Origin of the sequence: Paenibacillus sp. FSL R7-0331, assembly GCF_000758645.1 — a bacterium.
Lineage (GTDB): Bacteria > Bacillota > Bacilli > Paenibacillales > Paenibacillaceae > Paenibacillus_AQ > Paenibacillus_AQ camerounensis.
On sequence record NZ_CP009284.1, the window covers coordinates 212,738 to 227,207 of the forward strand.

At 54.9% G+C, this 14,470-nt stretch carries 8 protein-coding genes and 1 tRNA gene; 6 read left to right on the forward strand and 3 right to left on the reverse strand.

The genetic code is table 11. The annotated features are described in order from the left end of the window. Positions 1-88 precede the first annotated feature (88 nt). On the reverse strand, positions 89-520 hold the full coding sequence (locus R70331_RS01010) for a hypothetical protein (RefSeq protein WP_042172077.1): 432 nt from the start codon (positions 518-520) through the stop codon (positions 89-91). Between the two features lie 210 nt (positions 521-730). Here R70331_RS01010 and R70331_RS01015 point away from each other — a divergent pair, with 210 nt between their 5' ends. The 3 genes from R70331_RS01015 (at position 731) to R70331_RS01025 (ending at position 6,506) form a co-directional block, all read left to right on the forward strand. After that, on the forward strand, positions 731-1,615 hold the full coding sequence (locus R70331_RS01015) for a GNAT family N-acetyltransferase (protein WP_042172079.1): 885 nt from the start codon (positions 731-733) through the stop codon (positions 1,613-1,615). Positions 1,616-1,716: 101 nt separating this feature from the next. Next, positions 1,717-5,457 carry an alpha-L-arabinofuranosidase C-terminal domain-containing protein gene (locus tag R70331_RS01020; RefSeq protein ID WP_042172082.1) on the forward strand — a complete coding sequence of 1,247 codons (3,741 nt, stop codon included), beginning with the start codon at positions 1,717-1,719 and terminating at the stop codon, positions 5,455-5,457. A 137-nt stretch (positions 5,458-5,594) separates the two neighbouring features. Then, positions 5,595-6,506 (forward strand): AraC family transcriptional regulator, encoded by a 912-nt coding sequence (locus R70331_RS01025; RefSeq protein ID WP_042172084.1) that lies wholly within the window; start codon positions 5,595-5,597, stop codon positions 6,504-6,506. A 78-nt stretch (positions 6,507-6,584) separates the two neighbouring features. On the opposite strand, the gene R70331_RS30210 is transcribed toward R70331_RS01025, so the two are convergent. Further along, positions 6,585-8,378 (reverse strand): helix-turn-helix domain-containing protein, encoded by a 1,794-nt coding sequence (locus tag R70331_RS30210; RefSeq protein ID WP_052418865.1) that lies wholly within the window; start codon positions 8,376-8,378, stop codon positions 6,585-6,587. A 252-nt stretch (positions 8,379-8,630) separates the two neighbouring features. On the opposite strand from R70331_RS30210, the gene R70331_RS01035 reads away from it, so the two are divergent. Continuing rightward, a tRNA-Leu gene (locus R70331_RS01035) sits at positions 8,631-8,714 on the forward strand. Between the two features lie 103 nt (positions 8,715-8,817). On the opposite strand, the gene R70331_RS01040 is transcribed toward R70331_RS01035, so the two are convergent. Continuing rightward, entirely contained in the window at positions 8,818-9,729 is a 912-nt protein-coding gene (locus R70331_RS01040; RefSeq protein WP_042172086.1) for a helix-turn-helix transcriptional regulator, read from the reverse strand. Positions 9,730-9,896: 167 nt separating this feature from the next. On the opposite strand from R70331_RS01040, the gene R70331_RS01045 reads away from it, so the two are divergent. Then, positions 9,897-13,070 (forward strand): alpha-mannosidase, encoded by a 3,174-nt coding sequence (locus tag R70331_RS01045; protein ID WP_042172088.1) that lies wholly within the window; start codon positions 9,897-9,899, stop codon positions 13,068-13,070. Beyond that, positions 13,067-14,194, forward strand: a complete 1,128-nt coding sequence (locus R70331_RS01050) for a glycoside hydrolase family 88/105 protein (protein WP_042172091.1) — start codon at positions 13,067-13,069, stop codon at positions 14,192-14,194. The genes R70331_RS01045 and R70331_RS01050 overlap by 4 nt, the downstream gene beginning before the upstream one ends. Positions 14,195-14,470: the final 276 nt, after the last annotated feature.

Consider the following 14,470-nt stretch of genomic DNA (forward strand, 5'->3'; position numbering starts at 1 on the left):
AAATAAGTTAACGGGAACAGGGATTTCTTATAGAAAGGAGAAGCGCAGGTGCGCCTCTCCTTGTTGGGGTTGTGTCCGCCTGCGGCGGTTATTCCTTATTCATTAAGCCCTGCAGCCCGGTCATAAACGGCCGGATCTGCTTAATCATGCCGTAGCCCATCTTCATAACCGGCATCGCCCTGCGGACCATGCCGAAGAAGCGTAAGCCTCCGCCCAGCAGTCCGCCCATTCCGCCGCCCATCAGCCCGCCGAGTCCTGCAGCTCCGCCGCCTGCCCCGCCCAGACCGCCCAGCAGCGGCCCGAGCAGCGGCATAAATGCGGACACCTCCGCCTGCCTGGTACGGGCAGTGGAGGCTCTTCCCGCTTTTTTACGGGCGCGCGGTGCGACGGAGAGGACCACCGCCTCTTTTTCACAGCCGGTTATCCATCCCACATACGTCCGTCCGTCATGCAGCGTAATGCAGACCCTGCGGCCCTTTAACTGCTTGGCCTGCCTGCGGACCTTTGCCGAATTTCCCATCAAGGATCACCTCGCCTTCCTGTTTACTACTATAGTACACAGGGATTTGGATACGGCTTGTGCGGATGTATATGTGCCTGTGATCTTTTTTTCGGAGCTGCTCTGTAAGTGAATTGGGTCATTGAATTCCCTTATACTTCAACTGAAAATAAAAAAAGGAAACCACCTGATGAGGAAATTCCGGATGATTCAGCCAAGGAGGATGGGCAAATGGTTGATGTGCAGCAGCTGGCGGCGTTTATTTACAGGAACAATACGGGGATTCAGAAGTGCGGATATGCGGGGAGCACCCTGGCGGATATAGTGGATGATCTGGAGGAGGGGCTGAAGGAGAGCAGCGTTCTTTTGTATGAAGGGGATGAGATTAGCGCAGCGGTGCTGCTGGATATTTATGAGTCCGGGGAGGACGGGCAGTGCGATATAGAGGTGTGGGGACCGTTCAGCAGGGACAATGATACGGGCAGGATCAGGCAGCTGCTGGATGGTTTGCAGACGGCCGCCAGTGAACAGGCTACCCGGTATATCCACTTTTTTGTGAGCGGAGAGAACCGGCCCTTTCTGGATGTCCTGGATGCCTCGGATGCTTTCAGCGTGCTCAAAGAGACCGGGCATTATCATTACGCCGCTGATCTTAACGTCTGCTTTCCTTCGGTACACAACAGCAGCTTATCCTATATCACCATGACCGGCTCCGAGTCCGGATTACTGGAACTGCTTAACGGTTTGCATGATGCCGCCTTTCCAGATGCGATTTTGACTAAAGAGGACATTGCAGCAGAACTGAAACGCAGTCCTCACAGTGAATATGACCTCTACTCCATTCTGGATGAAGGGTGCTTCACAGGCTATGCGATAGTCCGCAGGAACGGAATTACCTCTACAATCCATTTGCAATACTTAGGTGTGACTCCCGGAGCAAGAGGCAGGGGAACCGGCAGGCAGATTATCGGCTTTCTCGCTGAAACCTACAGGAAGAGGCAGTTTAACAGCATGAAGCTGGTGGTCAGTGAAAATAACCCGGCGGCAATCTGCCTCTATGAGCGCCTGGATTTTTGCAGGGAGTCGGCTATGCAGCATATCATCGTCAGCAAATAACAGTTGAGAAATGGGCGCAGGATAGAGTAGTATAGCATTATAGTACTTATTTTTATGAATTAATTTATATTTATATTAAATAAAGGTAGGGTGAGACAACAATGAAGGGTTTTCGTGATCAGCTTATTGCCCATTATAAGTTCGATGATACAACAAATGCCGGTAAAGACAGCTCAGGACATGAACGGGAAGGCACGGCTTCCGGCAAAACAGTACCAGTTGTATGCGAGGTGGCGGGAAGGACAGCTGCCAGCTTCGCAGGCGGGCCAAGCGGCACTTCCTACATTCAGCTGCCTGCCGGCCTGCTTACAGATGTAAGCGACAACAACGGCCTGACGGTGTCTGCCTGGGTGAATTTCAGCAAGGGGACGAATGTATGGGAGCGCATCTTTGATTTTGGCAAAAGCGAAGCCGGGCCGTATCTGTTCCTGACCCGGGGCTTACGCGGTACGCTTACGGCCGGAGGCGACTTGTCGGCTGATCCGGGGAGGGGCTTTGCGAACGGGGAGTGGATTCATTTTGCCCTGTCCATTACCGGAACACAGGGCGGAACGCTGAGCAGCGCAGGTCCGGTTGTCTATGTGAACGGTGAGGCGGCGGCCGACGGCTTGATCAGCCAGACGGCAAGCGGCAATTACGCCCAGCTGCGTAAATGGTTCGATACCTTTACCGATCCGGATAACTACAGCAGGAATTTTATCGGACGTTCCCAGTATACAGTGGATTCCGATTTTGCCGGGGCGTTGTCCGATCTGCGGATCTACGCAGCCGGTCTGTCGGCGGATGAGGTCATTGAGGTGATGTGCGAGTCACTGACGGATGACGAGATCGTGCAGCTGGCAGCAGACAAATATTTGTCGCTGCCGACTGCCATTGTTACGCAGGATCTGTCCTTGCCGGCAGCGCTGATGGGCGGAAACGTAGAGGTCGCCTGGACATCGGACAAGCCTGAGGTTCTGTCTGAACAGGGCGCAATCCGGCAGATGGACAGCGCTGAAGCGGTAACACTAACAGCGGTGCTGAGCAAAGGAGCTGTATCCGTCCGCAAAAGCTTTGAGCTCTCCGTGCTGCCGGAGCATCTGCCCCCCTACACGCTGACGATCCACGGTGACCGTGAGGTGCTGGATGTCAGTGAGGTGATGTACGGATTATTTTATGAGGACATCAACAATGCGGCTGACGGCGGCATTTATGCCGAGCTGGTGCAGAACCGTTCGTTTGAGTCTTTTGCCTTTGATACATATTCGCAGGTCTCCGGCGAATGCGGCTGCTCGACCGGAAGGAACCGTGATCCGCTGTTCGCCTGGTCTGGAGATACGGACAAAATGGCGCCACAGCAGCAGGGCGGCTTAAATGAATTTTTTGGCCTCACCGATCAGGACGTGAACGCCACTTATGTGACAGTAGCAGACGGAGCGGTCATCTGTAACCGCGGCTTTGCCGACTCGAACGGGTATTGTGCCATGGCGGTTAAGCAGGGCGGCCAATACGATTTTACCGTCTGGGCCAAGTCGGAGGCTGGCGGGACGATTGCGCTGCAGCTGCAGGATGCCGAGGGAAGGCCGGTCAGTGATGCGGTTAGTGTAACGGTGGAAGGCGGGAGCACCTGGAAGAAGTATGGAGTCCAGCCGGAAGTTGTGCTGACAGGAACAGCTACTGTATTAGCTCAGCTGGAGCTGGTCTTCAGCGGTGAAATTTCCATCGATATGGTCTCGCTAATGCCGCGTGAGGTATGGGGGGCCGGGGAAGAAGACCGCTCGCAGACCGCTCATGCCAATTACTTAGGTAACCCTAACTACAGGCTAAGAAAAGACCTCGTGAACGCGCTCGCGGACATGCATCCCAAATTCCTGCGATTTCCGGGCGGCTGTATTTCCGAGGGCTCCTTCATCTGGGATAATGTCTATGACTGGAAGGACTCCGTCGGCAGCGTGGAGCTGCGTAAGGAGAATTTTAACGTCTGGGGCTACATGATGACTATGGGCCTTGGCTATATGGAATATTTTCAGCTGGCAGAGGATCTGAATGCGGTTCCGCTTCCGGTGATGGCTTGCGGTGTGCTCTGTCAGGCCCGGTCAGACTACGCCCACCCGGCTGGCGGGGAGCTGCGTGACTATTATATTAAGAACTTTACCGATCTGATCGACTTTGCGCTCAGCATGGATTTTGAGCAGAATGAATGGGCTGCAATGCGGAGAACGATGGGGCATGAGGCACCGTTTGACCTGCGTTATCTGGGCGTCGGGAATGAGAACTGGGGCACGGAGTTTTTTGCTAACTTTGAGGTGTTCAAGGCGGCTATTGATGCATATATGGAGCAGCATTATCCTGGCTATGAGCTGCATATTATCTCGACAGTCGGCGCCCAGGCGGACGATGATGCCTATCAGCAGGGCTGGAAATTCCTCAGCGGCAATCTGCGCGGCACGGCGGAGGTGGCTTTTGCCGACGGCCATAATGTTATCGAAGAAACGGTGACCTGGTACCGGAATCAGCCGGACTATATGGATACCATTGCGGATGAGCATTACTACCGTTCCAATGAATATCTGCTTAAGAATGCTGACCGCTATAACTATTACTACCGGGCGTATCAGGCGGACGGCAGCATAGACTGGACAGCAACCTCTAAGGTATTCGTTGGGGAATATGCTTCCACGGATAAAAATACACTGGCCGGCGCAGTTGCCGAAGCTGCAGTAATGACCGGGTTCGAGAATAATGCTGACGTTGTGCGGCTGGCCGCTTATGCGCCTTTGTTCAATAAAGTGCTAACCGACGGAACCTACCGCTGGACCCCGGACTGTATCTGGTTTGACGATGAGACCGTCTGGTTCACGCCGAACTATTATGTGCAGCAGCTGTACGCCAGATATCTGGGCACTAAGGTGCTTGCGACCTCCTTCTCAGCCTATTCCAAAGGCAAACCGGCTCCGCTTGTTCCGCATGGCGGGATTGAAATTGCTGCGGGCAGCGCGGATATTCTGGTAAAAGAGGCCAAGGTAACCTCGAATAAGGACGGAAGTGTGCTGCTTGAGCAGGACTTCACCGGGGAGCTTCACCCCGGCTGGCAGATCATCCCCGGTTCGGCGGAGCATGTAGTGCCGGGCGGCGAAGGTCTGTTGCTGAAGGGGCAGAGCAGCGGCCGCAGCGGGCTCTATTTCCTGGATGACAGCTGGACAGATTATACTGTAGAGGTCAAGGCATCCCGGAGACAAGGTGAAGATGGCTTCTATGTGGGTGTGGGTTTGACAGATATTGCTGCGGAGACAAAGAATGTTCTGGAGTATGCTGTCGGCTACGGCGGAAACGCTACGGGTCTTAAGGTGTTCAAGCAGGGCGTAGAGGCTTACACGCTTGGCGATTACTCCTCCAGCACGGCGGCTGGCAATCTGCGGGCGGCATGCTATGAAGAGATTGAGGACAACACAGACTACACGATTACAGTGAACTATGGCGGCGCGGACGGCAGCAGGCTGATCTGTTCGTATACAGACGGGAAGACAGGCAGCAGAGTGCTGGATTACAAGCTGGAGGCCTACAACAGCGAGGTGTTCAACTCGGTAACTAAAGATGCAGAGCATGTGTATGTGAAGCTGGTCAACCCGGATGCTGTGACAAAAGCAACCGCGCTGCAGCTGCAGAATCTGAACGTAAAAGCAGCGGCGAAGCTGATTACCCTGACCGGCGATGCCGCGCTGGTTCATGTGCCTAATGTGAATCAGAAGAATAATGAGCGGATCATACCTCAGGAGCAGCAGCTCACCGTAGACGGCAATCCGGTGGTTCTGAAGCTGCCGGCGAACTCGGTCAGTGTGCTGGTGCTGGATCTGGAAGTATAGCCGGTTAAGGGCAGGCTGATTGTGTATTGTGCAGCAGCCTAACTGATGGCGGCGGCGTACAGCGTCTAACTGCAACTCAAGTCAAATCTGCGTGATCTGCCTTTGCTATGCTTCATAGTGAAAGGAGAGAGGCACCGATGTACGAATGGAACGAAATGGTCCAGCTGATGATTGACTGGATCGACAGTGATCTTACGGACGCGCCTACGCTGCTGCGGATGTCGGAGCAGCTTGGCTATTCGCCGTATTACTGCACCAGGCAGTTTCACACGCTGACCGGAATGACGGTGCGGGACTATATCCGGCTGCGGCGGATCAGCCGTGCCGCCCTGGAGCTCCGCGATACGGATGACCGCATTCTGGATATAGCCGTAAAGTACGGATTTTCTTCGCAGGAGGCGTTCTCACGGGCGTTTGTGAAGGCTTTTAAGCTGACGCCCGGAGCGTATCGTACAGCCCGAAGCCCCATTCCGCTCGCCATTCGTGCCGAGGTCTTCTCTCCTTATCACTATCTGATGAAGGAGCGTAAAAAGATGAGAGAGGTTCATCTGCAGCCGGCGGAGATTAAGCTTGAGTTCATACCGGCCCACAAGTTTATCGGCATCCGGGATCTGGGTTCAATCAATTACGGAGGCTTCTGGAAGAACGGGCATGATTGTGATGAGGTATCGGGCACACTGGAGAGCATGTCACACCATACGTTGGAGGGGCAGCTTGGACAGACCGCCGGCTGGTTCTATGAGAACGGGCAAAAAGGCTATCTGTACGGAATCCCGGTACCCGCTGACTATGCCGGTGAGATCCCGGAGGGAATGGAGTGCCGGGAGATTCCGGCTTCGGAGTATCTGGTCTTTTTCCACCCGCCGTTCGATTATCTGCAGGATAACGGTGCAGTCATGCGCACGGTCGAGGAGGTAGCCTGGAACTATGATCCAAAGCAGATGGGCTACGTCTGGGATGAGGAAGAGAAGCAGGATTACCAGCGCCATTTTCCGGAGGGCTACGGCTATGCCGTGCTGCGGCCGGTGAAGAAGCTTGGGCTGGAGTAACATTGGTATAATGAATTGAAGCCGCCCTTTGGGGCGGCTTTTGCTGTTGATTTCGCCGAAAGCCCCGTCCAAGCAGGACTACTCTGCCTGCAGGTGCTCCAGAATGATTACAGCCAGCTCATCCCCGCGCCGCTCAAGCCCGGCTGTCTCGTGCAAAAGCTCTGCCTGCTGTCTGCGGTCCTCCCGGTCCCAGAGCTGTTTGGGGCCGGGCTCCTCCTGCAGTGCTGCAGGAGGAGTCATATTACTGAAGTAATGATCAAGCAGCGTATACATCTGTTCATAGATAGCGGCCATCTCGGCCAATGATGCATACGCCTGTGTATTCAGCATAAGCGGCAGAGAGGCTTTGAGATAAGCGGCGGCACTCCTCCTGGCGTCCGTCAAGGCCATCATACAGAAGTGATTGACGCCATAGCGGCGCGTGAATGTCTCCTCATCCGCAGCCGTATACCAGGCGGAATCAAGCAGCCCCTCCTGCCAGGCAGCCAGGGCGTTGTAGCCCAGCAGATAGCCCTGCTGCTCTCCGGCCTGCATCGAATCCAGCCTGATCTGCAGAGAGGCGAGCAGATTGTCCAGCGCTGCCGGCGGATTATCACCCGACTTTTCCAGAAAAAGAAGTCTGTACGGCCAATGATCCACATACAGGTACCCGCTGCTGTCTTTCATTGTCTCCCGGAACTCAGGATCATCCCTCAGCTCCGTAAAGGTCTCATCGTCGAAGTAGCTGCGGCACAGCAGCGTATTCCCGTTATCGAGATAGCCTGTAATAACGCCCCACTCGGGAGCGACCCTCAGATTTATGGCAACCGGCAGGCGGTGATTATGGAGACTTTCCATGACAGCAGACGTTTCCAGCCTGCGTTCCTCTGCGCTAAGCCGGTCCGCCCAGCGGGCCTTAAGCCCGTAAGCGCTGAATGCCGGTGAAGCATAGTCATAGGCAGTAAGAGCGTCGGCTGCGCTATAATCCCATACCGGAGTAAAAGCAGCCCTCCAGCACGCTCCCGAGATGCCCATAACCTCTTCATAGCTGGTAGCTGTGCCCATTGCGGTTAAGGCGGTATAAAGCGCTCCGGCCCACGAGCAGTCCATTCCTTTGCCAAAACCGAGCTGCTGCACGTTATCAATAATGTATCGCTGCCGGGACAATGATGTCACAAACATCCGGGTCCGCTCAGCGTTGTAATGGAGCTGCTCTCCCTCCGCACAGCTAATGGCCTGAATTCCCTCTGCGTTCCTATAGACAAGCAGCAGATATTCATTGCCTTTATGCCCCACCGTGCCTGGAAAAAGCTGCTGATCCACCGTAAACTGCTGCCACTCAAAATAAGCGTAGTGCTTCATCTTCTTCAGCATATCCCGGCTGTCAAGCTCATTGCCGTAAGCGGCATGGACAAGGGTAAGCCCCGGCACACCAAGGGGATAGCCCCCGGTATGCACATCTAATGCCAGCTGCTGTCCTGTTAACGCATAGGTTGAATAAATACCTGCGGGTGTTTCGTATTTAATGATCAGCAGCTTGATCCGGTCGCTCTGCAGTAATCCGTCAAAAAGCTGATCGCTGACAGTCAGAGTGAGCTGATCACGGTTAAGGAACCGGCTTACTAGAGGAGTAACATCCTGCTGCTCATTTCCGTCGGTGTAGACTGCCGACAGTAACGCGAGCTCCTGCGGCAGCAGAATGCTGTCAATGGAATGGCCCAGAACAGCAGAGAGAAGCGGCAGGGTAGCCGTTTCAGGCAATGACCGGCCGGTCTCCCACTTGGATATAGCCTGGGCGCTGACATGCAGCTGTTCAGCCAGCTGCTCCTGGGACAGCTTCTTTTCTCTGCGGAGCAGGGCGATGCGCTTGCCTGTTTTTTCGATATTGATCATGGTCTCGTCTCCCGGATATCAATTCGACGTCGTAATTTCATTATAATTCCATCCGGTGTAATGAACAGCGATTGGAGGAGGAGATACGCGGTGGAAAAACAACTGCCGGTTGAACCGGTTTAGCCCTCCTGCAGCTCAGTATGAAGCTGACCCAGGAGAGAAGCATTGGAGTTTTTTTTTCGAATTAAAAAAATATCTTGCGCAATTCTGGAATTCATGATATATTCATTCTTGTGCCGCGATAAACAATTTGCGGTCGTGGCGGAATTGGCAGACGCGCACGGTTCAGGTCCGTGTGGTAGCAATACCGTGGAGGTTCGAGTCCTCTCGACCGCATAACAGCAAAGAAGCTTCCGAATTGCCCTTGGGCAGTCCGGAAGCTTTTTTCATTTTAACAAGCGGTTTGACCGTTGAGTGCAGGTGCTGAGTGCGCCTCCGCCTAGTAGGATAACAGGGCCGGGGTACTCCCCGGAAGAGCCTGCTGCTTGCGGAACGCGGAGGGCGACATGCCGCTCAGCTTATTAAAAATCCGGTTGAACTGCGAGAAGCTGGTGAAGCCGCATTGCTCGGCAATGCCGGAGATTTTGTGGCGGGTATGGACCAGCAGATGCTGGGCTTTACGGACCCGGGTCGTCTGAATATACTCGGTCAGAGTGGAGCCGGTGACGATCCGGAACTGGTGCGACAGGTAATACGGGCTGATGAAAAACTCCCTGGAGATTGAATCCAGAGACAGCTCGCTGCTGTAATTGCTGTGAATGTAGGCGGTGATGGAATATATTTTTTGCGCGTTGGCACTGCCGGCTTCCTCCAGCACATAGCTGTTCTTGTCCTGCTGCTGGGATAGAGCGCACAGAAACTGCTGAAACAGCGTGTGAACCAGTACCGGATTGAGCGCAGAGCTGTTGTGTGACTGGGTGAAAATAGTATTAAGCGGATCAAATACGGCACTCCGCGGCTCACCCGTCAGACGGTAGATCGGAATCTCTTCGGCAAAGGGAAGCAGCATACTTTTGTAAGCGTTCTCCAAACCGGGCGTACTGGCCGGCATGGCAAAATTAATAATCAGCCGCTTATGCGGCGGCCCTTCCGGGTACTGGGTCATATGCAGCAGGTAGGGACGGAGCAGAACGATATCATACTGCCGGAGGGCATGGATTTTGCCGTCGATAACATGAGTGGCGCGTGAATCCATCAGAATATGAATCTCATAGAAATCATGGTCATGCTGGAACTCCATATTGATGTTGTGTGACCGCTCATCATAGTCGAAATAGTAAAAAAGCGGGTCACCGGGAGTATTAATGTTAACGCTGTATCCCTGCTCGTATAACAAGCCGTTTTCAAGCATAGACGCTCGCCGCCTTATTCCGTAATTTTCTCTATTATAGGTTTCAATAAGCAAAATATGCAATGAAATCTCCCCATTCCCGCAAATAAAGCGTAGTTTTTGAGCAGCGGGATTTGCTATATTGGCCGTATGGAAGCGGATACAATCGGATAGAAGGGGTGATACATTTGTTTTTGACAGAAGAAAAGCTGATCCGCCGTCAGGCGGAGATTGGAAAGCACAGATATATCATGGTGGCTGAGATTGCGGAGCTGGAGTCGGCAGAGGATGAGGACGGAAAGAACGGCGTATATCCGGGGAGTGTTGCCTTTGACGGGACAATCCGGCTGAATGAGCGGTGGAGCGGGCGTGACCGTTATGTCTGGCTGCGGGCAACAGCGGTGCTGCCTGAGAAGAAGGCGGGCTTTAAGCTGGCCGGCAGATTTGATTTCGGCAAATCCGGGGGCTTCAATAATTCCGGCTTTGAATCGCTGCTGTTTGTAAACGGTTCACCGTATCAGGGTGTGGATACGAATCATCAGGAGGTTATTTTTGGGGATGAATTAGGCGGGAGTGAAGTGGAGCTTGTGTTCCGGCTGTGGTCCGGTCTTGAGGGCGGGGGACCGCCAAGGGTGCAGGAGCATAAGATCAGCGAGGCGATGATCGGCTATCTGGATGAACGCATAGACGATCTGTTCTATATGTCCCAGGCGGCGATTGATACCTTCCGTTACTTGAACCGGGACCAGCCGGAGAAGCAATGGCTGAAGCAGGCGCTGGACGCCGCGTTCCGTAAGATTGACTGGACTGAGCCCGGCTCGAAGGGGCATATCAGCTCCATGTACCGGGCAGGCACGAGCCTGAATGAAGCGGTGGAAGCTATGCCGAAGACCTTTGATGTGACGCTTACGATGCTTGGACATACGCATATTGATGTCGCCTGGCTATGGCAGCTGAAGCATACCCGGGAAAAAGCGGCCCGTTCCTTCTCGACCGTTCTGCGGCTGATGCAGGAATATCCGGAATACCAGTTCATGCAGTCACAGCCGCAGCTGTATGCGTATCTGGAGCAGGATTATCCCGAGCTGTTCGGGCAGATCAAGGAGCGGATTAAGGAAGGGCGCTGGGAGCCGGAGGGGGCTATGTGGCTGGAGTCGGACTGTAATATTCCATCCGGTGAATCACTGGTCCGTCAGATTCTGACCGGCAAGCGTTACTTCCGGGAGCAGTTCGGTATCGAGAGCAAGTATCTGTGGCTGCCGGACGTGTTCGGTTACAGCTGGGCGCTGCCGCAGATTTTGCGTAAATCAGGCATTGATACCTTTATGACAACCAAGATCAGCTGGAACCAGTCCAACCGGATGCCGCATGATACGTTCTGGTGGCGCGGGATGGACGGTTCGGAAGTTTTGACACACTTCATTACCACTTCGGAAAAGGACGGCGATGCCTACACCTATAACGGCCGGATGACAGCCGGGCTGCTGCGCGGGATCTGGAATTCGTATCAGGACAAAGAAATCAATGATCATCTGCTGTTTGCCTACGGCTGGGGTGACGGGGGCGGCGGCCCGACGCGGGATATGCTGGAGCTCCGCCGGCGCTTCGACAAGCTTCCGGGGATTCCGAAGCTTAAGCCCGGCAGCGCGGGCGAATATTTTGACGGGCTGCATGAGCGGATTGAAAATACAGATGCATACGTGCATACCTGGAACGGCGAGCTGTACTTCGAATGCCACCGGGGAACCTATACCTCGCAGGCCCGCAATAAAAAATACAACCGCCGCCTGGAGCTGCTCCTGCGTGATGCGGAATGGCTGTATACGCTGGCCGGCGTAAGCCGCGGTAATCTGGCAGCGTCTTATCCTGCAGCTGAGCTGGGCGGCATCTGGGAGATTCTGCTGCGCAACCAGTTCCATGATATTATCCCGGGCTCCTCGATCAAGGAGGTCTATCAGGACAGTGATCTTGAATATGCGGAAGGCGAGGCCCGGGCGCTGGCATTGCTGAGCGGGGCGGGTGCAGCCGAAGAGGACGATGCAGATGATAGCGATGGCACACCGGGATACTTTACGCTGCTGAGCAGCTCGTCCTGGGAAGGCCCGCAGCTGCTGGAGCTGCCGGGTGACGCCGCGGATACAGGCGTCATCTTAGATGCCGCCGGACAGCTGCTGGAGCAGCAGCGGACTGCAGACGGCGGCCGGCTGGTGTATGTGGCCGCCGTACCGGCGTTCGGTACCGCGGTGCTGCAGTACGGGGCGGGCCCGGCGGATGCCGGAGGCGCAGAAGAGGCTGGGCAGCTGGCAGAGGTTGCCGACGGCCGGCTGATTACACCGCTGATTGAAGCAGCCTGGAACGGGCAGGGGCACTTCACCTCGCTGCGTGACCGCCGCAGCGGCCGGGAGCTGCTGGCGCCGGGACAGCGCGGCAATGTGCTTCAGGTGTTTGAAGACAAGCCGCTGGATTTTGAGGCTTGGGATATTGATATCTTTTATCAGGAAAAAATGACGGAGGTCTCGCAGCTTACAGAGTGCAGCGTTACGGAGAACGGTCCGCTGCGGACGGTGCTGCGTATGGCGTGGACGTATAACCGCTCGGTTATTACGCAGGACATTATCTTTTACCGGGATACCGCGCGGATTGATTTCCGTACGGAGATGGACTGGCAGGGGCATAACCAGCTGCTTAAGGCGGCTTTTCCGGTCGATGTCCATGCGCTTGAAGCAACTTATGACATCCAGTTCGGCAATGTCAGACGGCCGACGCACTGGAATACCAGCTGGGATTATGCCCGGTTCGAGAGCGTAGGCCACCAGTGGGCTGATGTCAGCGAGCAGGGATTCGGCGTTGCGCTGCTCAATGACTGCAAATACGGCTATGACATCAAGGACAGTGTGCTGCGGCTGACGCTGCTGAAGTCAGCAGTCCATCCTGACCCGGAGCAGGATCAGGGCCATCATGCCTTTACTTATGCGCTATATCCGCATGAGGGAGATTTCATCGGGGGACGGGTGGTACAGGAAGCCTGGGAGCTTAACAATCCGCTGCGGACTGTTCCGGGGCAGCTGGTATTGGATTCGCTGTTCTCCATCACAGGCGGGCATGTGCTGGTTGATGCTGTAAAACGGACTGAAGACGGCAGCGATGTGCTGCTTCGCCTGCATGAGTATGCAGGTGCCCGCAGTGAGGTGCGTATTGAAAGCGGATACTCCATTACCGCCTGGCAGGAATGTAGCCTCATGGAGGAGCCGGAAGGGGAATGGCAGGAGCAGGAGCTTGCTTTTCAGATCAAACCATATGAAATTAGAACGTTCAGAATCAGAATGGGCGGAAAGCATAATGGAGAGGGGATCAGATCATGACTGTGCAAGGATATGAACAACAGCTGGATAAGCCGGAAATCATCAGCAAGCTGAGCAAGGTATCCGATAAGCTGCTGAATTTGGATCGTCCGGGCAATGAAGCTGAGCTGCAGAACCTGGGTGAGGATGCCGGGCGGCGGGGGTATTTTGCCCGTGACTTCGGAATGGAGGAATGGGACTGGCCGCAGGGAGTCGGGCTGTACGGACTGCAGAAGCTGGACCGGCATTTTGCGGACGGACGTTATTCTGCCTATGCCAACCCTTGGATGACCCGTCAGCTGGACAAGGGCTTGCCCAGCCGCAATATCAACACGACCGCGCCGCTGCTGTCCCTGATGGAGCTTGCGGAGGCGGAGGAGCTGAGTCTGGAATGGGTGGAGTGGCTGATAAACGGGCTGCCGCGCACGAAGGAGCTGGGATACCAGCATGTAACGACAGGTGCGGATAAGAGTGAGGTAACTCTTAATGAGAATGAAATCTGGATTGATACGCTGTTTATGGCTATTCTGTTCACGGCCAAGATGGGTGTAAAGTACGACAAGCCGGAGTGGCGGGAGACATCGCTGCATCAGCTGCTGCTGCATATTAAATATTTGTACGACAAAAAAACCGGGCTGTTCTATCACGGCTGGCACTTCACCGGCCGGCATAATTTCAGCGAGGCCTTCTGGTGCCGCGGCAACGGCTGGTTCAGCCTTGGCCTGCCGGAATACCTGGAGCTGATGCGTCCATATGTGGACGAGGGCGTCTTCACATATCTGCAGCAGGTTCTGCAGGCCCAGGCAGAGGCACTGCTGGCCTGCCAGAGCGCAGACGGGCTGTGGCATACGCTGCTGGATGATCCCGGCAGCTACACGGAAACCTCCGGGTCAGCAGCCATAGCAGCCGGTATCCTGCACGGCGTACGCCGGGGCTTGCTGCCGGCAGAATACGCTGCACCGGCGCTTAAGGCGATTCAGGCGGTGCTGGACCGGATTGATGATGAGGGAACAGTGCTTGGTGTATCCGGCGGCACGCCGATCGGTAAGGCCAAGGAGGATTACAAGGGCATTATTATCGCTCCTATGGCCTACGGCCAGGCGATGACCCTGGTTGCGCTGGGCGAGGCGCTGCATTATTGCTGAAGCCGGCAGCTGTAATAAGGGAAGCTTCCTTGATCGTCTGCGGATCTGTGTATGGCACCAGCGGCGGGGAGTAGTGTAAGAGAAGTATGAGCAGCGTCAGCCGCCGGGGCAGCCCGGCGGCTGCGGGTGCTTAGCAAGAACGTTTGGGATTGTGGCCGACCCGGCGGAAGGTGTTACTTGGGTGGAATGGGCTCTGCGATCGGTTAGAGAAGATGAAAAAAACAGACTAAGCAACAAATCCAAAAAACACTTGTAGCCTGCTGCGGCTTGAAGTAT